Annotated in this window: 21 protein-coding genes; 11 read left to right on the top strand and 10 right to left on the bottom strand. The window is 60.7% G+C overall.

The annotated features are described in order from the left end of the window. The first annotated feature begins 1 nt into the window (after position 1). Positions 2-778: a triose-phosphate isomerase gene (gene tpiA, locus ACEE43_RS03550; RefSeq protein WP_449106924.1), complete on the top strand. Its 777-nt coding sequence runs from the start codon at positions 2-4 to the stop codon at positions 776-778. Between the two features lie 74 nt (positions 779-852). Beyond that, positions 853-1,110 (top strand): preprotein translocase subunit SecG, encoded by a 258-nt coding sequence (secG, locus tag ACEE43_RS03545; protein ID WP_135012009.1) that lies wholly within the window; start codon positions 853-855, stop codon positions 1,108-1,110. 71 nt (positions 1,111-1,181) lie between these two features. On the opposite strand, the gene pgl is transcribed toward secG, so the two are convergent. The 5 genes from pgl to tkt all read right to left on the bottom strand — a co-directional run bounded on the left by pgl (position 1,182) and on the right by tkt (position 7,892). Next, a complete protein-coding gene (gene pgl / locus ACEE43_RS03540; RefSeq protein ID WP_449106923.1) occupies positions 1,182-1,955 on the bottom strand; it encodes a 6-phosphogluconolactonase in 774 nt (257 codons plus the stop codon). After that, positions 1,948-2,931, bottom strand: a complete 984-nt coding sequence (locus ACEE43_RS03535) for a glucose-6-phosphate dehydrogenase assembly protein OpcA (protein WP_237209351.1) — start codon at positions 2,929-2,931, stop codon at positions 1,948-1,950. The genes pgl and ACEE43_RS03535 overlap by 8 nt, the downstream gene beginning before the upstream one ends. After that, positions 2,928-4,463 (bottom strand): glucose-6-phosphate dehydrogenase, encoded by a 1,536-nt coding sequence (zwf, locus tag ACEE43_RS03530; protein ID WP_185172973.1) that lies wholly within the window; start codon positions 4,461-4,463, stop codon positions 2,928-2,930. Before zwf ends, ACEE43_RS03535 begins: the two co-directional genes overlap by 4 nt. Positions 4,464-4,647: 184 nt before the next feature. Then, on the bottom strand, positions 4,648-5,754 hold the full coding sequence (gene tal, locus ACEE43_RS03525) for a transaldolase (RefSeq protein WP_237236529.1): 1,107 nt from the start codon (positions 5,752-5,754) through the stop codon (positions 4,648-4,650). Positions 5,755-5,780: 26 nt separating this feature from the next. Then, positions 5,781-7,892: a transketolase gene (gene tkt / locus ACEE43_RS03520; protein ID WP_449106922.1), complete on the bottom strand. Its 2,112-nt coding sequence runs from the start codon at positions 7,890-7,892 to the stop codon at positions 5,781-5,783. A 477-nt stretch (positions 7,893-8,369) separates the two neighbouring features. On the opposite strand from tkt, the gene ACEE43_RS03515 reads away from it, so the two are divergent. Both ACEE43_RS03515 and ACEE43_RS03510 read left to right on the top strand, forming a co-directional pair. Next, positions 8,370-9,329 carry a heme o synthase gene (locus ACEE43_RS03515; protein WP_377130091.1) on the top strand — a complete coding sequence of 320 codons (960 nt, stop codon included), beginning with the start codon at positions 8,370-8,372 and terminating at the stop codon, positions 9,327-9,329. Between the two features lie 241 nt (positions 9,330-9,570). Beyond that, on the top strand, positions 9,571-10,509 hold the full coding sequence (locus tag ACEE43_RS03510; protein ID WP_237185612.1) for a type IV toxin-antitoxin system AbiEi family antitoxin domain-containing protein: 939 nt from the start codon (positions 9,571-9,573) through the stop codon (positions 10,507-10,509). Between the two features lie 98 nt (positions 10,510-10,607). Here the strand turns inward: ACEE43_RS03510 and ACEE43_RS03505 are convergent, their stop codons facing one another. From ACEE43_RS03505 to ACEE43_RS03495, 3 genes are read right to left on the bottom strand one after another with little or no spacing between them, the layout of a single operon-like run. Then, a complete protein-coding gene (locus ACEE43_RS03505) occupies positions 10,608-11,786 on the bottom strand; it encodes a COX15/CtaA family protein (protein WP_449106921.1) in 1,179 nt (392 codons plus the stop codon). A 41-nt stretch (positions 11,787-11,827) separates the two neighbouring features. Beyond that, positions 11,828-12,595: an ABC transporter permease gene (locus tag ACEE43_RS03500; protein WP_237209357.1), complete on the bottom strand. Its 768-nt coding sequence runs from the start codon at positions 12,593-12,595 to the stop codon at positions 11,828-11,830. Next, positions 12,592-13,611: an ABC transporter ATP-binding protein gene (locus ACEE43_RS03495; protein WP_449106975.1), complete on the bottom strand. Its 1,020-nt coding sequence runs from the start codon at positions 13,609-13,611 to the stop codon at positions 12,592-12,594. Before ACEE43_RS03495 ends, ACEE43_RS03500 begins: the two co-directional genes overlap by 4 nt. Before the next feature lie 154 nt (positions 13,612-13,765). Here ACEE43_RS03495 and ACEE43_RS03490 point away from each other — a divergent pair, with 154 nt between their 5' ends. From ACEE43_RS03490 to ACEE43_RS03460, 7 genes are all read left to right on the top strand, one after another. Next, the gene (locus tag ACEE43_RS03490) at positions 13,766-14,524 is read left to right on the top strand and encodes a helix-turn-helix transcriptional regulator (RefSeq protein ID WP_449106920.1); all 759 of its coding nucleotides are present in this window, start codon (positions 13,766-13,768) and stop codon (positions 14,522-14,524) included. Between the two features lie 99 nt (positions 14,525-14,623). Beyond that, the gene (gene sufB, locus ACEE43_RS03485; protein WP_237206843.1) at positions 14,624-16,081 is read left to right on the top strand and encodes a Fe-S cluster assembly protein SufB; all 1,458 of its coding nucleotides are present in this window, start codon (positions 14,624-14,626) and stop codon (positions 16,079-16,081) included. A gap of 3 nt (positions 16,082-16,084) precedes the next feature. Then, a complete protein-coding gene (gene sufD / locus ACEE43_RS03480; RefSeq protein ID WP_237185616.1) occupies positions 16,085-17,332 on the top strand; it encodes a Fe-S cluster assembly protein SufD in 1,248 nt (415 codons plus the stop codon). Between the two features lie 30 nt (positions 17,333-17,362). Then, positions 17,363-18,121 (top strand): Fe-S cluster assembly ATPase SufC, encoded by a 759-nt coding sequence (sufC, locus tag ACEE43_RS03475; protein ID WP_185172967.1) that lies wholly within the window; start codon positions 17,363-17,365, stop codon positions 18,119-18,121. A 35-nt stretch (positions 18,122-18,156) separates the two neighbouring features. Beyond that, positions 18,157-18,486, top strand: coding sequence for a metal-sulfur cluster assembly factor (locus ACEE43_RS03470; protein ID WP_083092831.1), 330 nt, complete (start codon positions 18,157-18,159; stop codon positions 18,484-18,486). Positions 18,487-18,827: 341 nt separating this feature from the next. Further along, complete coding sequence (locus tag ACEE43_RS03465) at positions 18,828-22,010, top strand: fibrinogen-like YCDxxxxGGGW domain-containing protein (protein WP_449106919.1); 3,183 nt, start codon at positions 18,828-18,830, stop codon at positions 22,008-22,010. 177 nt (positions 22,011-22,187) lie between these two features. Next, a complete protein-coding gene (locus ACEE43_RS03460) occupies positions 22,188-23,447 on the top strand; it encodes an FAD-dependent oxidoreductase (RefSeq protein ID WP_449106918.1) in 1,260 nt (419 codons plus the stop codon). Between the two features lie 45 nt (positions 23,448-23,492). On the opposite strand, the gene ACEE43_RS03455 is transcribed toward ACEE43_RS03460, so the two are convergent. Together ACEE43_RS03455 and ACEE43_RS03450 are read right to left on the bottom strand one after the other, a co-directional pair. Next, positions 23,493-23,696: a hypothetical protein gene (locus ACEE43_RS03455; RefSeq protein WP_449106917.1), complete on the bottom strand. Its 204-nt coding sequence runs from the start codon at positions 23,694-23,696 to the stop codon at positions 23,493-23,495. A 53-nt stretch (positions 23,697-23,749) separates the two neighbouring features. Then, on the bottom strand, positions 23,750-25,963 hold the full coding sequence (locus ACEE43_RS03450; protein WP_449106916.1) for a phospholipase D-like domain-containing protein: 2,214 nt from the start codon (positions 25,961-25,963) through the stop codon (positions 23,750-23,752). Positions 25,964-25,983: the final 20 nt, after the last annotated feature.

Below are 25,983 nucleotides of genomic sequence, written 5' to 3'. Positions count from 1 at the left end.
CATGACTCGCAAGCCCCTCATCGCAGGCAACTGGAAGATGAACATGGACCACACCGAAGGTGTGACCCTGCTCCAGAAGCTGGCCTGGACCCTGGACGACACCAACTTCGACTACGACACCGCTGAAGTTGCCGTCTTCCCTCCCTTCACTGACATCCGCTCCGTACAGACCCTCGTTGACGGCGACAAGCTCAACATCGTCTACGGCGGCCAGGACCTCTCAGACCAGGATTCTGGCGCCTACACCGGCGACATTTCCGGCGTCTTCCTCAAGAAGCTGGGCGCAACCTACGTACTGGTTGGTCACTCAGAGCGTCGCACCATCCACGGTGAAACCGACGGTATCTGCGCCGCCAAGGTACAGGCAGCCTACCGAAACGACCTGACCCCCGTGCTCTGCGTGGGTGAAGGCCTCGACAAGCGCGAAGCTGGCGAGCACGTTGCGTTCACCCTGGAGCAGCTGCGCGGCTCCATCGAGGGCCTAACCGCAGAACAGGCTGAGACCCTGGTCGTAGCCTACGAGCCCGTCTGGGCTATCGGTACTGGCAAGGTTGCAACCGCAGCTGACGCCCAGGAAATGAGCAAGGCTATCCGCGAGGAACTGACCAAGCTCTACTCCGCAGAGGTCGCCGACAAGGTGCGCGTACTCTACGGCGGCTCCGTCAAGGCAGCATCAGCCCCCGAGATTATGGCTGAGGCAGACGTCGACGGCGTACTGGTGGGCGGCGCTTCCCTCGACGCCACCGAATTCGCTAACATCGCTCGTTACAAGGCCTAAAAAATACCCTAACTAGGGGTATAGTAGATTGATGGCGCTTCGAAACGCCCTTCAACCCGACTGAAAGGTTCTGCGTGGAAACCCTCAAGATTATCCTGATGGTCCTCATCGCTATCGCGAGCATTCTTACCATCCTGCTGGTTCTACTGAACCGCGGTAAGGGCGGCGGCCTCTCAGATATGTTCGGTGGTGGCATGACCACCTCCCTGAACTCTTCGGGCATGGCATCTAAAAACCTGATTCGCCTGACCGTTACAGTGATTCTGCTGTGGGTCTTTGCGATTATCGGTTACGCCCTGGTGCTGCGTTTCTCAGAAACCGCTGTTATCTAGGCTTACATCAAAAATTCCCGCCTACCGGTTCACCGGTAGGCGGGAATTTTTTGTCTCTGAATACCTGAACTCTAGGAAGCTGAGCCGATGGCGTCCTCGGTTGCCAGAATCAGGGTTTCAAGCAGGCCGCGGGCCCCAGCTGCCGGGGTCTGGGTGAGGATTTCGGCGGTTAGCTGGGTTTCAGGCAGAGCGGACGCCGCCCTCAGGCGGGCAGTTGCATCGGCCTTGTCGCTACCGGCAACCAGGAACCAGATGCGCTCTGAGTAGTTGATCACCGGCAGGGTCAGGCTCACGCGGGTGGGCGGGGGCTTGGGTGAGTTGTGCACCGCAAGGGCGGTGGCCTCAGCCTCTAGAATTTCAGCCCGGTCGGGGAAGAGGGAGGCGATGTGGCCATCGGGTCCCATACCCAGCAGGGTCAGGTCAAAGAGGGGGGACGCTTCACCCTCGGGGGCGTAGCGGGCTAGCTCAGCGGTGTAGGCTTCGGCCGCTGCCTCCGGGGTATCAAAATCATCTGAGGCACCCATGATGTGCAGGTTCTCTTCCGGTAGCCTCAGGGAGGTGAGCCAGGCGTCCTTGGCCTGCTGTTCATTGCGATCAGCGTGGCCGCGCGGCACAAAACGCTCGTCTGACCACCAGAAATGAACCTTAGACCAGTCCACGGTAGCGCTCAGCGGGCTTTCTGCAATACCCGCAAGTACCGCAATGCCCATGGTGCCACCGGTCAGCGAGAGGTGGGCAATACCGCGGGCAGCCACAGCGGTGGCAGCTACATTGATGATACGGGTGGCACCGGCCAGCTGCAGCTGGGCCTTATCAAGGTGGGAAACGACGATAGGATTAGGCATCGTAGACCTCCGTATAGTCGGCGCCCTCATCGTGCACATCGTCTACGTTCACATCGACCACGATGTTGCCACTGGCGACAACAGACTTGAGCACCTCGCCGTAGACCTCATCGGGGTCAAGGCGACGCAGCTCTTCTGCCAGGCAGTCGGCCAGGGAGCGCGCAGGCAGGGAAATCTGCTGGTCGGGCACACCGGGGGAAGAAATGGTAGCAATGTTGCGACCGGGGCGGTGGATGATGATGGAACCGTCTTCGCGTTCAAGTTCTACCTTGTAGAGGCCGCGCTGTACATCGGTGGTGCGCAGGTGTACCTCAGCGCCCAGGCGGTCACCCAGCCAGGCACCGAGTAGAACGACCGAGGGGCTCATGGACGAACCGGAGACCACCACGCGCTTGACGGGGGAGGGCTCGATCTGGTCGAAGACAGCAGCAATCTGAATACGCCAGAGGGTCAGGCGAATCCATGCCAGGTCGGTGTCACCGTCCTTGTAGCTGGCAGCCAGCTTCTCTAGCACACCCAAGGGGTCGTAGGCGCGGGCTGAATCGGTGATACGGCGCTGGGCAATCTTGCCGATAGAGTGCTCTGCCGGGTTCTCGGGGACCGAGTGGGGCCACCAGGCAACGATAGGGGAGTCGGGTAGCAGCAGCCCCGAAATCAGGGACTCGGTAGCAACAGCCGCCGAACCGTACCCGCGCAGAATGATGAGTTCTGAAGCACCCGCGTCGCCGCCCACATAAATGCGGGCATCAAGCCGATCGTCGGCGTCCTGACCGTAATCAATGTGGACGATAATGCGGGAAGGGTGCTCGTAGGAGGCCTTCAGGGCCGCCTCAACCGCGGTCTTTGAGTGGCCCTTCTCGGCCAGAATGACCAGGGTGAGCACACGAGAGGACGTGGTCGCCCCCTCCTCACTGCGCAGGCGGGAGAGCTCCTTGGCAACCTCGCCCACAGTGGTGTCTTTGAGTTTCTTCATCATGGGCGCCTCCAAGCACGGCCGTCGCGTTCCAGCATTTCGTGGGCTGAAGCCGGGCCCCACGAACCGGGGGCGTAGGCTTCGGGTTTGATTTTGTTTTCTTCCCAGTACTCTTCGAAGGGGTCAAGAATCTTCCAGGAGAGCTCAACCTCTTCGTGGCGGGGGAAGAGTGGGGGCTCACCGAGCAGCACATCGAGAATCAGACGCTCGTAGGCCTCGGGGGACTCTTCGGTGAAGGAGTGGGAGTAGCCAAAGTCCATGTTGACGTCACGAATTTCCATCTGGGTGCCGGGCACCTTAGAGGCAAAGCGCAGGGTCATGCCCTCATCGGGCTGCACTCGAATCACAATCGCGTTCTGGCCGGAGCTATCGGCACTACCGCCGAAGAGCAGGTTGGGGGCCTTCTTGAAGACCACAGCAATTTCGGTGACGCGGCGACCCAGGCGCTTGCCCGCGCGCAGGTAGAAGGGTACGCCCGCCCAGCGGCGGGTGTTGATGTTCAGCTTGAGAGCGGCGAAGGTTTCGGTGCGGGAGTCGGCGGGAATGTCGTTTTCGTCGAAGAAGCCGTTGACCTCTTCACCGCCCTGGTTGCCGGCAGCGTACTGGCCGATGGCAAAGGCTGAGGCAATGTCGTCGGGAATCTGGACTGCCTCAAGCACCTTGGCCTTCTCGGCGCGCAGGTGCTCGGCGTTGAAGCTGACGGGCTCTTCCATGGCGGTGAGCGCCAGCAGCTGCAGCAGGTGGTTCTGAATGACGTCGCGGGCAGCGCCCACGCCGTCGTAGTAGCCAGCGCGGGTACCGATGCCGATGTCTTCGGCCATGGTGATCTGCACGTGGTCGACGTTGGTGGCGTTCCACAGGGGCTCGAACATCTGGTTGGCAAAGCGCATGGCCAGAATATTCTGCACGGTTTCTTTGCCCAGATAGTGGTCGATACGGAAGACCGAATCGGCGGGGAAGACCCGCTCAACAATGGCGTTGAGCTCGCGGGCGGTTTCGAGATTGTGGCCGAAAGGCTTTTCGATAACCACACGACGCCAACCCTCGTGCTGGTTGTGGTTGGCTAGGTCATGATCGGCTAGCTTCTGCAGTACCTGGTCGAAGTCCTTGGGAGGAATCGACAGGTAGAAGGCGTGGTTGCCGCGGGTGCCTCGGGTTTCGTCGAGTTCTGCCAGGGTTGCCTTGAGCTTTTCAAAGGACTCATCGGAGTCGAAGGTGCCGGTGACAAAGCGAATGCCGGCAGCGAACTGGTTCCAGACGTCCTCTCGGAAGGGAGTGCGGGCGTGGGCTTCAACGTGCCCGCGCACCTCCTGCTGGAAGTCCTCGTGGCTCCACTCGCGGCGTCCGAAACCGACCAGGCCGAAGCTGGGCGGGAGCAGGCCGCGGTTAACCAGGTCGTAGACCGCGGGGAGTAGTTTCTTGCGCGCAAGGTCGCCGGTGACGCCGAAGAAGACCAGAGAGGACGGGCCCGCCACGCGGGTCAGTCTGCGGTCGCGCGGGTCGCGCAGGGGGTTTGAATCGTGAGTGTTGGCCACCGCCGTGAATCCTTCACAGGTTGGTTGGGGCGGCAGCTGTGAAAGCTGTGGGGGCTGCCGCGGTTCTCTTGTTCTAGTGTACTAGTGCCCACCGCCGGCGGGTGCTTGCCGCCGGGCTGGGGTGATGGTGAGCGGGTGCAGTGAGGGTGGGGGATGTGACCCCCACCCTCAGCGTGAAACGGTACTACTTGCTGTCAGCCAGTGCGGCGGTGACGGTGTCGAGCAGTTCCTTCCAGGAGACCTCGAACTTCTCAACGCCTTCGGTTTCCAGCTTTTCTACCACGTCGTTGTAGGAGATACCTACAGCTTCGAGCTGGTTGAGGATCTCGGTGGATTCCTCGTAGGTGCCCTCGATAGCGTTACCCGCAACCTCTGCGTGGTCGAAGGTTGCGTTGAGGGTTGCCTCGGGCATGGTGTTGACGGTGCCGGGGGCTGCAATTTCGGTGACGTAGAGGGTGTCGGGGTAGGCGGGGTTCTTCACGCCGGTGGATGCCCAGAGCGGACGCTGGCGGTTGGCACCTGCGGCTTCCAGGCGGGCCCAGCGCTCGGAGGAGAAGGCCTGCTCGTAGACCTCGAAGGCCAGGCGGGCGTTAGCTACACCGGCCTTGCCGCGCAGGGCGAGAGCTTCGTCGGTGCCGATGGCCTCAAGGCGGGCGTCGATTTCGGTGTCGACGCGGGAGACGAAGAAGGAGGCAACGGAGTGGATCTTTGAGAGGTCCTTACCGTTTTCCAGTGCCTTTTCGAGGCCCAGCAGGTAGGCGTTGATGACGGCGCGGTAACGCTCCAGGGAGAAAATCAGGGTGACGTTGACCGAGATACCTTCAGCCAGGGCCTCAGCGATGGGCTCTAGGCCCTCTTCGGTGGCGGGAATCTTGATCATGACGTTGTCGCGGCCAACTGCTGAGTAGAGCTCCTTAGCCTGGGCCAGGGTTGCAGCTGATTCGCGGGCCAGCAGGGGAGAGACCTCGATGGAGACGCGGCCGTCAAAGCCCTGGGTTGCCTCGTAGATGGGGGCAAAGACGTCGCAGGCGTCGCGCACGTCGTCAATCATGGCAGCAAAGCCAGCTGCCTCTGCTTCGGTGCCCTCTGCTGCCAGCTTCTTCATCTGCTCGGCGTAGGCTGCACCGTTCGACAGGGCGGCGGCGAAGATGGAGGGGTTGGTGGTTACACCGACCACGTTCTTGGTGTCGATAAGCTCCTGCAGGTTACCGCTGGTGAGACGCTCGCGGGAGAGGTCATCGAGCCAGATGGAGACGCCTGCGTCTGAAAGCTTCTGGGTGGGGGTAGTCATAATGTTTTCCTTAACTTAAAGTTCGGTTAGCGGGCAGCGGCGATGGACTCGCGAGCCTTGGCTGCGACGTTCTCGGCGGTGAAGCCGTAGTCGGCGAAGAGTTCCTCGGCTGAGGCTGAGGCGCCGTAGTGTTCCAGGGAAACGGCGCGGCCTGCTTCGCCCAGAATGTCCATCCAGGGCATGGCCAGACCGGCTTCAACGGTCACGCGGGCCTTGACGGCGGAGGGGATGACTGACTCGCGGTACTCGGCAGACTCGGCTGCGAACCACTCGCGGCAGGGCATGGAGACAACGCGGGCGGCGATACCCTCTTCTGCCAGCTGGGTGCGGGCAGCTAGGGCAACCTCGACCTCAGAACCGGTGGCAATGAGGATCACGTCGGGGGTACCCTCGGTGTCAGCCAGGATGTAGCCGCCGCGGGCCGCGCCGTTAGCCGAAGCGAACTTCTCGCCCTCGGCGTCCGCGTGCAGGTCTTCACGGGCCACGTTGGTCAGGTTCTGGCGGGAGAGCACCAGGCCGGCGGGGTGGTCCTTGATGTCCAGAATCTTGCGCCAGGCTACAGCGGTTTCGTTACCGTCAGCGGGGCGCACAACATCGAGGTTGGGGATAGCGCGCATGGCGGTCAGGTGCTCAACGGGCTGGTGGGTGGGGCCGTCCTCACCCAGACCGATAGAGTCGTGGGTCCAGACGAAGATGTTGGGCACACCCATGAGCGCTGCCAGGCGGACGGCCGGGCGCTGGTAGTCGGTAAAGACGAAGAAGGTGCCGGAGAAAGGACGGGTGGGCGAAGACAGCGCGATACCGTTGGTGATAGCTGCGGCGGCGTGCTCGCGAATACCGAAGTGCAGCACACGACCGTAGGGGTGGCCGGTCCAGTTCTTGGTGGAGCGGGACTCGGGGTTGAAGGACTTCTCGGTATCGATGGTGGTGTTGTTTGACCCGGCCAGGTCGGCTGAACCGCCCCAGAGCTCGGGCAGAACCGGAGCGATAGCGTTGATGACCTTGCCCGATGCTGCACGGGTAGCGATGGAGGTGCCAGCCTCAAAGGTGGGCAGGGCCTCATCAAGCTCGGCGGGGAGCTCGCCCGCAACCAGGCGCTCGTAGAGCTTGGCCTGCTCGGGGTTGGCGGCAGCCCAGGCGTCGAAGGACTTCTGCCACTCGTCACGCTCAGCTGCGCTGCGCTCAACCAGGGCGCGGGTGTGCTCAAGAATCTCGGGCTCCACCACGAAGTGCTGTTCGGGGTCGAAGCCCAGTACCTTCTTGGTGGCTGCAACTTCGTCGGCACCCAGCTTGGAGCCGTGGATACCGCCGGTGTTCTGCTTGGTGGGGGCGGGGTAGCCGATAATGGTGCGCAGCTCGATGAAGGAGGGCTTGTCTGTGACCTTGGTTGCTGCGACGATAGCGTCGTAGAGGGCCTCGACGTCTTCCTTGTAGTCGCCGCCAGCGGTCCAATCGACCTTGGCAACGTCCCAGCCGTAGGCCTCGTAGCGGGCTGCGACGTCCTCGGTGAAGGCGACGTCGGTGTCATCTTCAATGGAGATGTGGTTGCGGTCGTAGATCACGACCAGGTTGCCCAGCTGCTGGTGGCCGGCCAGAGCGGACGCCTCGGCGGTTACACCCTCCTGCACATCGCCCTCAGAAGCAATGGTGAAGACGGTGTGGTCAAAGGGGGAGGTGCCGGGGGCAGCTTCGGGGTCGAAGAGGCCGCGCATGCGGCGCTGGGCGTAGGCAAAGCCCACAGCGGACGCCAGGCCCTGACCCAGGGGACCGGTGGTGATTTCGACGCCCTTGGTGTGGCCAAATTCGGGGTGGCCGGGAGTCAGGGCGCCCGCGGTGCGCAGGGCCTTGATGTCGTCAAGTTCCAGACCAAAACCACCCAGGAACAGCTGGTTGTAGAGGGTCAGCGAGGTGTGTCCGGGGGAGAGAATGAAGCGGTCACGACCCTCCCAACGGTCATCGCGGGGATCCTGACGCATGACCTTCTGGAAGAGCAGGTAGGCCACAGGAGCCAGGCTCATAGCGGTACCGGGGTGGCCCGAGCCAACCTTCTCAACGGCGTCCGCAGCAAGCACGCGAGCGGTATCAACCGCGCGCTGGTCTTTCTCGGTCCATTCAAGCTTCTGATTCAGGTTAGGCATCAGCCGTCCTCTCTCAATCTGGCTACCCAGAAATATTCATCAAACTTATTCTTCTACCCGCCCACCGACGCCCAGCGGGACAAGCCCACGCAAGCACACGGTAAAACCGGCAAAAGACGCTACTTCCAGGATAGTTCACCTGCGCATATGTGGGCTTGGTTTGCCTCTCAGCGGACGCCCCCGCTTGAGGGTGCGCTTAATCTATTAGCCAGGGGGTAGGTGGGCGTTATACGATGTAATTTGACCAAAAGCTCTTTTGGCGTGCTCACAAACCGGCCAACCCCGGCTAAAAGTGATGGGCACCACCCAAAAAATCGGTGCGAGGGGCACCCGGGCGCGCAGACGGCGTCCGCACCCCAACACGCCGAAAAGCGCCACCTGTTTCACATAGTGAATCACCCGGCGGGGGAACCGAAGAGCTGCTCACACAACAGTCAAGGGAAGTCAGCATACGTGAAGGGCCATGGCATCAACACCGTGATCGACCGTACCGAAGAAGGCCAGCAAACCCCCGCTGCGCCTGCACCCGGCCGCGTCTCCCTGGGCCGCAAAATTAGGGCCTACATTCACCTCACGAAGCCTCAAATTATTGAGCTGCTTCTGGTAACCACCGCGCCCACCATGATTTTTGCCGCCGGTGGCTTCCCCAACCTCTGGCTGGTGCTCCACACCATGATTGGCGGCTCACTTGCCGCTGGCGCGTCCTGTGCCTTCAACTGCTATATCGACCGCGAAGCTGATCGACTGATGAAGCGCACCGAGAAGCGTCCGCTGGTCACCGGAGAGCTGACCGACCGGGAAGCCCTCGTCTTTGCCTGGGTGTTGTCGGTTGTTTCAATCGTGTACCTCTACTTCCTGGTGAACCCGCTGGCTGCCGGTCTCGGCGTCGTCGCGATTTTCCTCTACGTTGTCTTCTACTCCCTGTGGCTGAAGAAGCGCACCAAACAGAACATCGTCTGGGGCGGCCTTGCGGGCTGCATGCCGGTCTTTATCGCCTGGGCAGCTGTAGAGAACACCATTTCTTGGGCAGCTGTGGTGCTCTTTATGGTGATTTTCCTCTGGACACCCCCGCACTACTGGCCTCTGTCGATGAAGTACGCCGAGGACTACCGGGCCGCCGGCATTCCCATGCTGGGTGCGACCGACTCGGCCAAGAGCGTTTCGGTGCAGGTGGTGCTCTACGGCTGGGCTATGGTGATGTGCTCCCTGTTGCTGGTGCCCCTGGGCGGCGCTGGCTGGGTGTACACGGCGACCGCTGTGTTGATTGGGGCCTGGTTCCTCTACCACTGCCACAAGCTGCACCGCCTGGCACTGGCCGAGCAGGCAACCAGCCGGACCGCTATGGTGGTCTTCCACGGCTCCATCACCTACCTGACCGTGCTGTTCATTGCCCTGGCGGTCGACCCCTTCGTGGGCGGCCCGGTGCTCCCCCTCTAAACACTTCCCTGCAAGGGGACCTGATTTTCAAAAAGGGACCGCATAATATGCGGTCCCTTTTTGGTTTTGCGGTCCCCTTGTGGATAAAGGTGGATAGCGGGTCATAATTCCGTCACGGTTTCACCAGTTTTCATTGCTGAGCAAGTCCCAACCTCATGGAATTCAAGGAACTTCGGCTAGCAAGTTTTCCACAGACCTCATTGAGGTAGCTTTAAGAGCGGGCCGGCAGCACACTCATAGCATGAGAAACGATGAGATTTTTGCACACGTTAAACATAGAGATGAGCTGCTGAACGACGGAGTATCTGACGCGACACTAAGTTCTAAAGTACGTAAGGGAGAGCTGCACCGATTACGGCCCGGTGTTTACTGCGATGAACAGTGGTGGTCAGCCCTGAAATATTATGAGCAGTATAGAGCTCATATTATTGCTGTCTTTTTGGCAAGTCCTGAAACAATATTTACTCATTTAGCAGCTGCAACGTTGCATGGTCTGGCAATCTTGAATGTTCCAGAGCTAGTTGATGTCCACACTCGGGTTCAGTCGAGGGGACGCGGCAAGCTGGTTCGTAAACACTATAGCTCCACTCCAGTGCCATCTGTTCAAACGCATGAGAGCGGCCTTAAAGCGACCTCAGTTATCCGAACAGTTATTGATTGTGCTCGATTTCTTCCGCATAAGGACGCTGTTGTAGTTGCGGATAGTGCTTTGAATCAGGGGTTGGTTTCATATGACGTGCTTGCTGCAGCTTTGCAACAGGTCAGCGGATGGGGCTATGTCAAGTGTCGGCGGGTTGCCGAGATAATGAGTTCACATGCAGAAAGCCCCGGTGAGACTCTGTTGAGGCTGATTCTTGTTGGCGCTGGGCTGCCTTGGCCTGATGAGCAGATTCAAGTAGAGGTGCGCGGTAAGTCATTCAGGATTGATTTAGGGTATAAGCATTTAAAAATTGCCCTTGAGTTTGATGGAAACATCAAATATACAGAGTTTGGTACTCAAGTTAATCAGGAAAATCTGGAACGGTATCGTGAGTCTCTCCTCCAAAACGAGGGCTGGATGTTTCGACGGTATCGCTGGGCCGACGTAAGGCAACGACCACATCAAATTGTTAAAGAAATTAAACGGGTTATCGAACAGCAGCAGCGTGTGTACGGCGCTAAAGCGAAACAGCCCGCGTAAGGGGACCGCAAAACTAAAAAGGGACCGCATAATACGCGGTCCCTTTTTAGTTTTGCGGTCCCCTTGGAGTGGAGTGGAGTGGGGTGGGAGGGGGAAGGCTACGCCGTCCGGACGCGTCCCGCCGCCTTCTCGCGCGCAGCGGGGGATGAGAGCACCAGCTGCCGCTCAAACAGCGAAGACGCCGCCAGAGCGAACACACCCGACCCAATCAGGTGCATCTCCACCAGCCAAATCGGCAGCCCGTTAAAGTACTGGGTGTAGCCCACCACAGCCTGGTACCCCAGGACCACCAGCACAAAGACCAGAGACTTACCGAAAACAGGTGCCCAGCCCTTCTGCTTCCACAGCACGAAGAAGCCCAGCACCGATGCGCAGTAGACCCATACAAGAGTGCCGTGCATACGGGTCACCCAGACGGGGTTGAAAGCATGGCGGTGGGTTTCAGCGTCCCCGGCGTGCGGGCCGGTACCCGTAGTAACGGTGCCCATGAACATCAGCGCAACAACCAGCACCACACCGATCCAACCGAGTGCCCGCATGAGGTGGGCGGACGCGGGGGCGCCGGCGTCCGCGCTCTGAGCTGGGGCATGAGCCGGGGCAGCGGCGGGGACGAGCCCCTCGCGGGCAGCTGTGCCCTCAAAGTAGCGGTAGACGCGGTTGAGGTAGATGCCTGCAAGCATAATCATGAGAGCTGAGAGCATGTAGTGGGCGGTAATCATCCAGGGATTGAGGCGCAGCCAGACCGAGATTCCGCCGACCAAGGCCTGCACCGGAATGCCCCAGAGCAGCAGCAGGGTTAGGTTGAAGAGGTCCGAGTAGCGGGAGCGGGGGGCGACAAAGCCGCGGGACTCCAACCAAGCACCGACACCTTGAGCATGGAAGTTCTCAGAGCGACTGCCTACGAGCAGACCCCACATGAAGCGACCCAAAGTCATCCGCTCCGGGAACACCACCCGCAGCACTGCTAGGAAAGCGATGATGGTTACGACGGCCAGCACGAAGGTCAGCAGGCGGTTGCCGAATTCGACCATGCCGTGGATGCCCATTTCGGGGGTGGTGGTCCAGGAGCCGTCTGAGGTGCAGCGGGGCCAGGCATCGCAGCCCAGGCCGGAGCCGGTCAGGCGGACGACACCGCCGGAGATAATGAGCACGATGTTGGCGATGGCTACGGCCCAGGCGGTCTGTCTGATCCAGCGGGTGTAGCTGCGGGGGATAAGTTTTTCACCCAGGCTGGCTTGCTGGTTGGCGCCGGGGGTGGGTGTGTGCGTGGTCGGCATGGAGCTTTCCTTCACGAGGGTTGCGGACGGTGTGGGTCAGGTCAGGCTGACCATTTGAAGAATCGGGTGGCCAGGGTAGCAAACACGACGGTTGCTATTACCAGGATGAGGTGGGGGAGCAGCAAGAAGCTGTGGTAGATGTAGTCCCCGCGCAGGGCGTTGCCTAAGGCGGCTGAGGGCAGCAGGTCGATGATGGAGCCCAGCCAGCTGGGGTAGCGGTCGGTGGGAATCAGGATTCCCCCGGCTGCGGCCAGCAGCACCCAGGCCATGTTGACGATAGCCAGGGTTGCTTCGGCACGCACGGTCCCGGCGATGAGTAGCCCCAGGGAGGTGAAGCAGGCTGCCCCCAGTAAGAGGGTCGGCAGGGACATGAGGACGCCGGGCACGGTGGCCGTCCAGCCCAGTAGCTGGCCGAGTGCCCCCACCAGCAGGTACTGAATTAGGAGGACCGCGAGCACCGCCAGCACCTTGCCCGCGATCAGGCCGCCCTTGCCGAGCGGGGTGGTGGAGATAAAGCGCAACACCCCGTAGCGGCGGTCGAAGCCGGTGGCAATACCCTGACCTGAGAGCGCGGTGGAGAGCACGCACAGGGCTAGCACGCCGGGCACAGCAATGTCGACGCGGCTGACCCCGTAGCGGTTCGCCCAGGGGTCGAGAAAGCCGGTGTAGGCAAGTGCCAGTAGGCCCATGATGGGGAAGGCGATGTTCAGCATGAGCTGCTCACCGTTTTTGAGCATGGCGATGGTTTCGAACTTGCCCTGGGCTAGCACACGGGTGAGGGCTGGTGCTGCTGTTGAGGTGGTGCTCATCGGATATCACTGCCTGATAGTTCGAGGAAGACGTCTTCTAGTGTTCGGCTGGCCAGGGAGAATTCGCCGGGCATGTAGCCCTGGGCTGCCCAGTAGGCGGTGAGGTCGGCTAGGTACTGGGCCGTGAGCGGGCCGGTGAGCTGGTAGTGACCCTGGGGTTCTTCGACCAGGTGCAGGGGGGAGTCACCTGCGGGCCAGATGGCTGAAAGGGTGATGCCGGGCGGGGCGGTGAAGGTGAGGCAGCGGGCGTCGTCCTGCCCGCTGGCTAGCACCTGGGCCATGGTTCCGGCCAGTACGACCCTGCCGTGCTCAATCATGTAGACGTAGTCGGCGATGCGCTGGGCGTCATCGAGCAGGTGGGTGGTGAGTACAACGGCTACGCCGGCATCGCGCTGTTCGCGGATGATGTCGAAAACGACGCTGCGCGATTGGGGGTCGAGGCCGGCGGTGGGCTCGTCGAGGAAAAGAATCTCGGGCCTACCGATGATTGCTGCAGCTAGGGCAAGGCGCTGTTTCTGCCCACCTGAGAGCCTGCGAATACTGGTCCCGTTGTAGGCGTCGATTCCCAGGCGGCTGGCGAGAGCATCGACGTCGAGGGGGTTGGTGTACATGCTGGCGATGTGCCGCAGCAGGGGAAGCGGACGGACGGACGGGGGCAGGCCGCCGTCCTGCAGCATGATGCCAACGCGGGCACGCAGTTCAGGGGAGGCCCCCCAGGGGGTGTGACCGAGCAGGGAGATGCTGCCGCCGGTGGGTTTGAGCAGGCCCTGGGCGCAGGCTAGGGTGGTGGTTTTCCCGGCCCCGTTAGCACCCAGCAGAACCGTTACCTGACCCGGTTCAATGGTGAGGGAGAGACGGTCTACCGCTCGTTTGAGCCCCTCGCTGGTGAGAGCTTCGGGGTGCTTGCGCGCGAAGTCCTTGGAGGGGGTGAAGTCCTTGACCAGGTTGTCAATGATGAGAGCGGCGGACGCGGGTGCGTCAGATGCGCTCTCACGTGGGCTAAGGCTGGGGGGCAGGTGGTGTGTCGTCACCCGTCTATTCTAGCCCTTTCGTTTCGGCTCTGGGCGGACGCCTGCCACTGTACTGCCTTAAATAGGTAGTCCTTACTAGCTTAAGGTGCCACAATTACGACATACTTTACTTGTGTATTCCGCAGAGAAAGGCAGAACTGTGTCCACTAAACCTGCCCGCCCTGCAGAAACAGAGGAACGCACGCGCGACCGCGTGCTCCAGGGAGTTCTCACTCACGGCCCTGTTTCTGCGGCCAAACTGGGTGAACTGCTCAGCCTCACCCCGGCAGCCGTCCGCCGCCACCTCGACGCGCTTGAGAAGAACGGCCTCATCGAGGTTGCCTCCCACCGCCAGCACGGTGCCGGAGCGGGCCGTCCCGCCCGCCGCTACGTCATCGCCCCGCAGGGGCACAGCGAACTGGGCAACGACTACCTCGACATAGCCCGCGATGCCCTCACCATGCTGAAGGACGCCGTCGGTGAAGACGCTCTACGCCAGTTCGCCTCAGCCCGCGCCCACGACATGGCAGAGCGCTACCGCCCCATCGTCGAAGCGGCAGGCGATGACGTCTCAGCCCGCGCCGAAGCGCTCGCAGAGGCAATGACCCGCGACGGTTTTGTCGCCACCGCCAACGAAATGGCCCCGGCCGTAGGCATGCGGACCAAGCTACCCGATAACCTCCTGGCTTCCATCCAGCTCTGCCAGGGCCACTGCCCCGTACGAGATCTAGCCGAAGACTTCTCCGTCTTTTGCGACCAGGAAACCGAGATTATCTCCGAACTCCTCGGCGTCGATGTGCGCAGGCTCTCCACCATGGCAGGTGGCGCCCACGTCTGCACCACCCACATCCCGCTCGGCCGCCCACCGGCGTCCGCACCGCAGACCCCCGAAGAATCCCCAGGCGACACCGCCCCCTAAACTTTCCACCGGCAGGGCCTGCCCCGCAGAACCTCGCCACTGAGAAGAAGATTTCACCGACTTACCTCGGTGAAAACCAACCCACCAAGAAAGGCCGTAATGACTGAACAGGTTGAGCGCACCGCCAACAACACCGTCATTTCAGAAATTCTGGAGGCAAACCCCGAACTCGAAGGTATCGGTACCTACGAGTACGGCTGGGCTGACTCCGATGAAGCAGGCCAGGCTGCAAAGCGTGGTCTTGACGAAGATGTCGTGCGCGACATTTCAGCCAAGAAGAACGAACCCGAATGGATGCTGGACCTTCGCCTGAAGGCCCTCAAGTTCTTCGACCGCAAGCCCATGCCCACCTGGGGTGCAGACCTCTCGGACATCGACTTCGATAACATCAAGTACTTCGTCCGCTCCACCGAGCGCCAGGCAGAAACCTGGGAAGAACTGCCCGAAGACATCCGCAACACCTACGAGAAGCTCGGCATCCCCGAAGCAGAACGTAACCGCCTGGTCGCCGGCGTTGCCGCCCAGTACGAGTCAGAGGTTGTCTACCACCAGATCCGCGAAGACCTCGAAGCCCAGGGCGTTATCTTCCTGGATACTGACACCGCCCTCAAGGAACACCCCGAATTCTTCGAAGAATACTTCGGCTCAGTGATCCCCGCAGGCGATAACAAGTTCGCAGCTCTGAACACCGCCGTATGGTCAGGTGGCTCATTCGTCTACGTGCCCCCGGGAGTTCACGTAGAGATCCCCCTGCAGGCCTACTTCCGCATTAACACCGAGAACATGGGCCAGTTCGAACGTACCCTCATCATCGCTGACGAGGGCTCCTACGTTCACTACATCGAAGGCTGCACCGCCCCCATCTACAAGACCGACTCCCTGCACTCCGCAGTCGTTGAGATCATTGTGAAGAAGAACGCCCGCGTTCGCTACACCACCATCCAGAACTGGTCTAACAACGTCTACAACCTGGTGACCAAGCGCGCCATCGCCCACGAGGGTGCCACCATGGAATGGATCGACGGCAACATCGGTTCCAAGGTCACCCAGAAGTACCCCGCTGTCTACATGGTCGGCGAGCACGCCAAGGGTGAGACCCTCTCCATCGCTTTCGCCGGTGAGGGCCAGCACCAGGACACCGGTTCCAAGATGGTTCACATCGCCCCCAATACCTCCTCCACCATCGTGTCCAAGTCTGTGGCTCGTAACGGTGGCCGTGCCGCCTACCGCGGCCTGGTACAGGTGCGCGAAGGTGCCTCCCACGCTAAGAGCTCGGTGGTCTGTGACGCCCTGCTGGTCGACACCATCTCCCGCTCAGATACCTACCCCTACGTAGATATCCGCGAGGACGACGTCACCATGGGCCACGAGGCAACCGTCTCCCGCGTCTCAGAAGAACAGCTCTTCTACCTGCAGCAGCGCGGCCTGCCCGAAGACGAAGCCATGGCCATGATCGTGCGCGGCTTCGTGGAGCCCATCGCCCGCGAGCTGCCCATGGAATACGCGCTTGAACTCAACCGCCTGATCGAACTCCAGATGGAAGGATCCGTAGGCTAAATTATGGCTAACGCAGAAAACCAGGGTCACAACAACCCCGCGATTCCCGGTATGGACCAGGAAGGTGAGAAGCTCGCAACCGAGCTGGCCACCGACGACACCATCCGCGTCTCAAAGCACAACACCGACAAGGTCGAGATTGACGGCTCCCGCGCCGAGCGCAAGACCTCCTACAAGGTCGAAGACTTTGCAGCCCTCACCGGCCGCGAAGAAGACTGGCGTTTCACCCCGCTCAAGCGTCTGGGCGGCCTGCACACCGATGAACTCACCGGTGCTGCCCCCGCCGTAGAGGTCAACGCCCCCGCCGGCGTCCAGGTCGAGACTATCGCCCGCGACGACGCCCGCATTGGCTCCGCCGGTATTCCCGAGGACCGCGTAGCGGCCAACGCCTGGAGCACCTTCTCCGAGGCAACCGCCATTACCGTTCCCGCAGAAGCAGAACTGGAAGGCCAGATTGAGGTTGCAATCAACGGCACCCACAAGGACGCCGCAGCCCAGCACCTCTTCATCGAGACCAAGCCCTTCTCCAAGGCAGTTGTCGTACTGCGCCACACCGGCTCAGCCGTGCTCTCCCAGAACGTTGAATTCAAGGTGGGCGACTCGTCCTCACTGACCGTCATCACCGTTCAGCAGTGGGAGGACGACGCAATCCATGCCTCAGCCCAGTACGCTGCTCTGGGGCGTGACGCTAAGTTCAAGCACGTCAACATCTCCCTCGGTGGTGACCTGGTGCGCGTCACCCCGTCCACCAAGTTCACCGCCCCCGGCGCTGAAACCGAGATGTACGGCCTCTACTTCGTCGATGCCGGCCAGCACATTGAGAACCGTCTCTTCGTGGCCCACACCGAGCCCAACTGTAAGTCCCGCGTCACCTACAAGGGTGCCCTGCAGGGCAAGGGTGCGCACTCGGTCTGGGTGGGCGATGTGCTCATCGGTAAGGATGCAGAAGGCACCGACACCTACGAGCTCAACCGCAACCTGATTCTCGAAGACGGCCCCCGTGCCGACTCCGTGCCCAACCTGGAAATCGAAACCGGTCTGATTGAAGGCGCCGGCCACGCATCCACCACCGGTCAGCTCGATGAGCAGCACCTCTGGTACCTGCAGGCTCGCGGCATTCCCGAAGCTGAAGCCCGCCGCCTGGTCGTCCGCGGCTTCCTCAACGAGATTATTCAGCAGATCCGCATCCCCGAGCTTGAAGAACAGCTCACCGATGCCCTCGAAGCTGAACTCGCGATTTCCAACAACTAAAGCTTTACCTTTTTACAGGAGAAACAAACTATGGCAACCCTTGAAATCAAGGACCTCCACGTCTCCGTTATTCTGGACGACGAAAACACCAAGCCCATCCTCAAGGGCGTCAACCTCACCATCAACTCCGGTGAAATCCACGCCATCATGGGCCCCAACGGCTCCGGTAAGTCAACCCTGGCTTCTACCATCGCTGGCCACCCCAAGTACCAGATCGATTCCGGCGAGATCCTTCTCGACGGCGAAGACGTCACCGAGATGTCCGTTGACGAGCGCGCCCGCGCCGGTCTCTTCCTGGCCATGCAGTACCCCGTTGAAATCCCCGGCGTCACCATGAGCAACTTCCTGCGCTCAGCCAAGACCGCTGTTGACGGTGAAGCACCCGCCCTGCGCACCTGGACCAAGGACGTCAAGGCAGCTATGGAGAACCTCTCCATCGACCCCGCCTTCATCTCACGTAACGTCAACGAGGGCTTCTCGGGCGGCGAGAAGAAGCGCCACGAGATCCTGCAGCTGGAACTGCTCAAGCCCAAGTTCGGTATTCTCGATGAGACCGACTCCGGCCTGGACGTCGATGCCCTCAAGGTTGTGTCTGAAGGCGTTAACCGCGCCCACCAGGCAAACGACATGGGCGTTATGCTGATTACCCACTACACCCGCATCCTGCGCTACATCAAGCCCCAGTTCGTTCACGTCTTCGTGGACGGCAAGATGGTAGACCAGGGCGGCCCCGAGCTCGCTGACCGTCTTGAAGAAGAAGGCTACGAGCGTTACCTGGCAGCCAAGTAAGGCTAGCTGTCTCAACCGAGAGGACGGACACCACCATGGCAGAAGCACCCGCTGGTGCCCCCAGCCAAGAGGCCATCGAAGAGGCCCTCATGAACGTGATTGACCCCGAACTGGGTGTCAATATCGTTGATCTGGGTCTGCTCTACGGTATGCGCTGGAATGACGAAGGCGCTCTCGTGCTCGACATGACCCTGACCACCGCCGCCTGCCCCCTGCAGGACGTCATCGAGGAACAGGTTCAGCAGAACCTGGAAAACATGATTGATGAGTGGCACGTGAACTGGGTTTGGATGCCCCCGTGGGGCCCCGAGCGCATTACCGAGGACGGCCGCGACCAGATGCGAGCCCTGGGCTTCAACATCTAAGGTAATTTAGACATAAATTATCAGGACGCCATCCCGCACCCTCCCTGCCCACGGGCAGGGGAGTGCGGGGTGGCGTCCTCGTTTTAAAATCTGTACTTGTGTTGATGTGGCTGGTTGCACAGCTTGTTCTTTTCGGGCTGAAGAATAACTATCGGCGATGCAGAGGCTCTCACCAGGGCATACACTCGTGCCCTGTATAGCTTGTGGGCCGGTTGGTGGCGCTTAGCCCCAGCAATGACTACACCCCATAGCAGGCAGAGCAAGCCCAGTAAACCCTAAGCTATATATACGCACATTGATCCGCCGACTAACCGGCGGGCTACTCGCATACTAGGGAACACATGGAACATAAAGACACTTCGGCGCGCCCGTCGAAGCGTGCAACAGCGCGCGAATTTTGGGCTGCCACGCGCACCCAGCTCACAGCCCCCTTCTCACTCAAAAAACCCAACCTGGCCACCAAAGCCGGGGTAGGCGTCCTCGCTCTTGCCACCGCAGTAACCGTGCTGCCGGGAGCAACCGCATCCGACACCTACACCCCCGACGGTAAAACCAGTGAAACCGCAGCCGCCAGCTGCTGGGAAGCCAAGCAGACCGACCCCGCCGCAACCAGCGGCACCTACTGGCTCTGGACCCCGGAGATGGCAGCCCCCGAACAGTTCTACTGCGACCAGGAAACTGACGGTGGCGGCTGGGTCATGATCGGCCGCGGCCGTGATGGCTGGGAAGAAAACTACAACGGCAAGGGCAAAGCCTCAGAGCTGTACACCAACCCCGATGGCACCGACGCCTTCACCCCCGTGCAGTTGCCCTCCACCACGGTCGATGCCCTGATCGGCAACAGCAAGGTGTCTGACCTCAAAGAAGGCTTCCGCATCCGCCGCGCTGCCAACGCCGAAGGCACCAAATGGCAGAATGTTACCGCTACCCGCGCCAACGCCACCGACTGGACCTGGGCCCTCTCAGGCACCCAGACCTGGCGTGACATCAAATTCCGCGGCGATTCACCGACCGTCACCAGCTCCAACCGAAACTTCTCATCGCTGACCGGCCAGATGATGAAGCCGGTACTCTCCATGTACCAGGTCAACTTCCTGGGCACCAGCGCACAGGGCTGGCGCATGGGCTTTGCCTACGGCCCCGTTGCTCGCGGCTCCGATAACGCCACCACCCACCTCTGGTCCAAGACCGGCGCCAGCCCCCTGCCCTTCTCCCAGGTCTTCCTTCGGCCCAAGCTGACCCAGGCAGACCTGAACCTGAGCGACTACGCTGACGCGGGTGCGTCCGCCTCCACCCGCCGTGCCCTGCCCAACTCCTATTCCGCTAAGGTCACCTGGCGCACCAGCGACACCACCGGCACCGGAACCCTGGGCGAGCTCAACACCTACGTGCAGGCCATCACCCAGGTGGGTAACACCGTCTTCACCGGCGGCGACTTCGCCTGGGTAGAAAACGCCGCCACCGGTGAGAAGGTTCAGCAGAAGTTCCTGGCAGGCTACGACGTAACCACCGGTGAACTTGTGCGCACCTTCATGCCCACCTTCAACGGCCAGATCAAGGCCCTAGAAGCCCTGCCCAACGGCACCCTAGCTGTTGGCGGTGAGTTCACCGAGGTCAACGGCGAAAAGGTTGCCGGTCTGGTCATCCTTGACCCCGTAACCGGTGCGATTGACCGCACCTACAACTTCGGCATCGAAAACCGCGGTGCAGGCTCTATCACCAGTGCCCGCACCCTGGATGTGCAGGGCGACTACCTCTATGTGGGCGGCGCTTTCTCCCACGTGGTCAATACCGAAACCGGGGCTACTGGCTACTCCCGCAACGCCGGTCGCTTTAGCTTCAGCCAGAACGGTCCGGACGCCAGCTGGCGCCCTTACCTCAACGGCACCGTCAACGGCCTCTCAGCCTCAGACGACGGGGCAACCGTGGCAGCAGCAGGCTACTTCTCAGAGGTCAACGGCACCAAGACCTGGAAGCTAGCCCAGCTCAACACCACCGACGGCAACATCGCCAAGGCCTGGATCTGGGAACCGTCCTTCCCCACCATCCAGCGCCAGGGCTACCAGAACGACGTTGAGGACGCCGGCGCTACCGTCTGGGCTGCCGGTTCAGAACACATCATCCACCAGTACGCCAAGAACACCATGAGCCGCCTCTACTCGGCAATCACCATCGAGGGCGGCGACTTCCAGGACCTCTATGAAGACCAGAACAACAAGGTCATCTACGGTGCCTGCCACTGTGGCAACTACATCTATGAAGGCTCCGGCACTTGGATGCAGCCCTGGACCAACAAGGGCTTCTTCAACCTGCAGTCCATCCGCCTCTCAGCAGCCTTTGACGCTGAAACCGGTCGCGTGATCGGCGAGTTCGCCCCCAACCTGCGCGGCCCCCGCGGTGACGGTGTTTGGGAGCAGTTCGTTGATACCACCGGCACCCTCTGGCTGGGTGGCGACATCAACCGTTCCCAGGGCGCTAACGGTATGCAGCAGACCGTGGGCTTTGCCCGTTACGCACCTCGCGACGTTACTGCCCCTGCCGCCCCGCGCTCACTGGCTGTGAGCACCGACGGTGCTACCGACGTCCTGACCTGGCCCTCAGCCGGTCGCAACGTAACCTACCAGGTGCTGCGCGATAACCGCGTCATCGCAACCACCACCGACACCACCTACTCGGTGGCCCACACCGACGATGCCCGCTACTTCGTGCGATCGGCGGACGCCGCAGGCAACTTCTCAGCCTCAACCTCCGTTGCTCTGGCTCAGAAGACCGAGCAGCCTGTGGCTCCGGTGGAGCCCACCGCCGAACCCACTGCTGAGCCTACCGCTGAGGTGCCTGCAGAGCCTACCCCGACCGCCGAAGCAACCACTGAGGCCCCTGCCCCGGTAGAGCCCCCGGTTGTGGAAGAGCCCGCTCCCGCTGAGCCCGAGCGCCTTGCTGAGGCTCCTGCCAACGGTACTGTCATCAACAACCCTGCTCCTATTGGGCCGTTTGCGGTTCCGGCTGAAAACTCTGAGCCTGTTCTGGCATCGGGCGATGAGTGGAAGATTGCCTTTGGTCTGAACGCCTGGCAGGGGCTGGACTCCACCTGGCGTGCTACCGACTACAAGTACGACACCGCCAAGTGGTACACCACCTACTCATCGGTTGGCTGGGGTGAGCCGCGCGTAGCTACCATGTACCAGTTCTCATCCAGCGCCCAGCCGGTATCGATGATGCTGCGCAAGGAGCTCAACCTGAACTTGGCTGCTGGTCAAAAGCTTGTGCTGACTACCTACGTGGATGACGGCATGATGATCTGGGTCAACGGTAAGGAATACACCCGCCAGAACCTCATCTGGGGTGCCCTGCCCACCTACACCGCCACCCGCGCTGTAGACTTTGGGGCTGCCCGTACCACCCCGCTGGTCATCGAGATTCCCGCTTCTGACCTCAAGCAGGGCAAGAACTCCATTGCGGTGATGGTCAACTCCAACACCAAGGGTGCAGCCACCACCTTCGACATGATCGGTGAGGTGCGCTAACCCAGAGCTAGAACTTACCCTAGCCCCGAAAACTCCCCGCGAGCAGACGAACTCTATCTGCTAGCGGGGAGTTTTTTCTCTGCGAAATTGCTGGGCAGGTGCCCGGGGCGGACGCCTGCCGGGAGTAAGGTAGGCAGGGTAAGATCCGTAATCGACTTTCATACAAAAGGAGATCTGGTGGAAGAATTAACCGTCGATGTGCTGGTACTGGGCTTTGGTAAGGCGGGTAAAACGATTGCCATGAAGCGTGCAGCTGCCGGCGATAGGGTAGCGCTGGTTGAGCAAGACCCTGCCATGTACGGTGGCACCTGCATCAATATTGGCTGTGTTCCAACCAAGTTCCTGCTGGAGCAGACCCACCTACACCGGGATTTTCCTGAGGCTCGCGATGACCGTAATGGTTTCATTGCCCGACTCAATGCCGCCAACCAGAAGATGGTAGAGGGTAAAGGCGTACTGCTACTCGACGGAGCTGCCCGGTTTGTTGATTCTTCTACTGTGCAGGTGGGGGAGCAGGTGCGGGTGAGTGCTTCAACCATCATTATTAACACCGGGGCTAGCTCGGGTGTTGAGGTGGGCGGACGCGTGCACGACTCCACCAGCATCCAGCAGCTTGAGAGCACCCCGGCTTCTCTCGCCGTAGTTGGCGGCGGGCCGATTGGTCTAGAGTTCGCTACCATGTTCTCTGGCTTTGGTAGCAGGGTCACCATCTACAAGGGGGAAGGAGACTTCCTACCTGCCCTCGACCGGCACATTGCCCAGGCGGTGCGCGAGCACCTGGAGAACCAGGGTATAAACATCGTTGACCGGCGTATTGCAGTTGAACAGGCTAGTGAGCAGCTTGACGATGAGGCTATTCTGGTTGCGATCGGCCGCCGCCCTGTAGTTGCCGGGCTCAACCTCGAGGCAGCCGGGGTCGAGTACACCGAGAAGGGCATCCAGGTCGATGAACACTGCCGCACTAACGTGGAGGGTATCTATGCGGTGGGGGACGTAACCGGCGCACCCCAGTTCACCTACGCGTCCTTTGACGACCATCGCATCGTGATGTCGCACCGTTGGGGCGACGGATCTCGTACCCGCACCGGTCGCTTGCTGCCCACCACTACCTTTATTGACCCGCCGCTATCCACCGTGGGGCTGACCGCCGAGGCTGCCGGCCGCGATCACGAGACTGATGTGCGCGAAGCTAAGATTGCAGATCTGGCGATTGTGCCCCGCCCCAAGATTATGGGTAAGCCCGAGGGTATTGCTCAGTTTGTGCTTGACAAGGAAACTAACCAGATTCTGGGCGCTACTCTCTGGTGCATTGATTCTCAAGAACTCATCAATACCGTAGCCCTGGCCATTACCCACCAGATTCCTGCCGCTGAGGTCGGCGAGGGGATCTACACCCACCCTGCGACGTCCGAGGTATTTAACGCGCTACTGCCCTAATAGTGTCGGTTGGTGATCTAGAGTAATTGATGATAGCTGTTGCTACTACGTGAAGTGACGTTTCAGCACCCGCTCAAGCTTCTTCGTCCACGGGCGCTGTAGTGCGTTGTGATGCTTCTGGTTGATATTGGTTTGAAATGAACGCCACAACAATTGCGCCGACTCCAGATAATTTGTAAAACCGATAGAGCAGAACTCGCTCACCAACAACATCAGGTGAGCGTGCGTCATATCGCTGAGTGTGCGCATGGTCGGTACACGCTCAGCGATATGACGCACGCTCGGTTAGAGCGCAGCGGAGCCTACCGCCGCCACAGCCGCCCCCACCCGCGCGAGCGGGCTTCAGCGTCCTGAACCTGCCGAGTCAACAAAGCAACCCGCTCAGCCTCTAACTCCAACCTCAGCTCGGCCTTCTCCCGCTCAGACCTCTCCCGCTGCGCTTCGAGCAGGGCGAGGGTGTGCTCGCTCTTGGTCACCACATTGAGCGGGCTACGCTCGCGGTAGCCGGCTAGCAGGGGCTCGCCCAGATAGGCGTCAGTGCGCTCGATGTTCAGCGTGATGGCCTTAGGGGTTGCCTCTAAAACGCAGTCGGCGGGCAGAATAGAGCGAAATTCAATCATCTCTTCTTTCTGGGTCTTGTTGAAGGTGCCGGTTGCCTCCCAGGCAGAGCGCAGGACGGACGCTACCTCGGGGCTATGCGCGCTGAAGGCTAGGGCGTCCTTGGCGTGGGCCTGGTGGATGGTGTCGGTGATGATGCCGCGGGCGATTTCGTCGCGGTAGCTGTAGGGGGTGAACAATTTGGCGGGAAAGGCCGTTTCTAGCCCAAAGCGGGCCAGGGTTTCTTGCAGAATCTCGGCGGTGAGCCAGACCCAGTTGCGTGAAAAACGCTGAATCTCGTGGGCGGTCAAGTGGTCGAGCCGCTGGCTGAGGGTGTAGACCACGTGGCGATAGAGGTTGTTGTTGACCGACCCCGCCAGGGAGGTGAAGTTATAGACCTGCTGGTCAGTAGGCTTGTAGTCGCTGGTAATAGAGATGTACCAGACGCGTTTTTTGATGGCTTCTTGCAGCACAGCCCCGTCGGCGTTTGAGGTCAGAATGATGGTTCCCTGCGGGCCCTCAAACCCGTTGGAGCGCAGGTTGGCCCAGTGCTTGATTTTACCCTGCACCGTTGCCCCGTTCAGAAACTGGGTACCCACCTCGTCGATGATGAGGGGTGAGACTTCGCCCGATTCCATGTAGCTGTTCATATAGTTGATTGACCCGGTTTTAGAGCCGTAGGTGGTTTTGAGCAGTTCTTCAGCCAGTAGGGGAGAGTAGTCACCGATGAAGGGCTTGAGGTAGTCGTCAACCATGGTGGTTTTACCCGATGACCCAGACCCCAAGATAGCCAGGAGAACGGGGATTTTGTCGGGATTTTCGCCGGTTTCCATAACCAGGTGGCGGATGCGCCAGAGCACCGGGGCCGTCATGGCAAAGAGGAAGGCACTCAGGGCCTGGTGGGATTCATCGCGCATCTTGTTATCCCGGTAGGAGAGCACGATATCGACGAAGGTTGAGGCGTCGCGGGCTGTTACCTCTGCATCGGTGAGCGGGGTAAGTTCCTTCCCCTCGTGGTTGATGAGCAGGGTGCCGTCATCGGTGGCAACCCAGCGGGGTTGCGCACCCGTGATGGGGCTGGCATCCGCCGGGGCGACCTGCCTTTGTCTGAGGTGCACGGTCTGCAGGGCCTTGGTCGCGGCGGCAGGGGTGCGCGTTTTACCGGCGGGGGTGTAAGTGGCTTTGAGAGTGTGCAGGACGACGGGGGCACCCAGCTGGTAAGTTGTGGTCACGCTTTCGGGGGTGGCTGTATCAGATTTTTCCTCGCGCAGGAGCTGGCCGATGGTTTCGCGGTGTTCGGTGGGTAGGAGTTTGGCGTCCTTGATGATGCGGGTATCGATGATGCTGGTGCGCTGCTCGGCGGTGCTGGCCTGACGGAATTCCTGCACGGTGCTGCGGTCGAGATAGTCGGTGGCTTCGACCTCGAAGTTTTGGGTGAAGAGTTCGGTGTATTCGCGCAGGTAGGCGGTGTCATCGGGGCTGTCGAAGCGACCCCGGTAGAGGGTGTTGTGCTCGTGATTCTGGGTCATGGCTGCCCGGGTGAGGTTCATGGACCCGGTGAGAATCGCAAACTCGTCGGTCGATGTGAGGATGAAGTACTTGGAGTGAAAGAGCTTATCGGCGTTGTATTTGAGGTGCACGCGGCCGCTTTCGAGGGCGTCGAGCAGGGGCTCGCTGGCGGTTTCTAGTTCGCGGACGCGCCGGGTTGGGTCGAAGATTTGCCGCAGCAGGCTGCCGGTTTTGGCTTCTTCAAGACCTAGAATCAGCTTGACCTGCTCGAACCTCTGGCTGAGCTGGTCAATCGTAGCGAAGGAGGAGACGAAGCTGACCCCGTGAAACTCTGTGTAACCTGCCGTGAGCTCCCAGAAGTCCGGCCCGTAAAGCATGGTGCGGGTGTTGAGGTCGAAGACGGTGAGCATGAGTATGCCTTTCAGCTAGT

The sequence above is a fragment of the Rothia sp. 11254D007BW genome (assembly GCF_053548195.1).
Note: the sequence above shows the minus strand (reverse complement) of the source record. Positions and strands in the feature narration are given on the sequence as shown.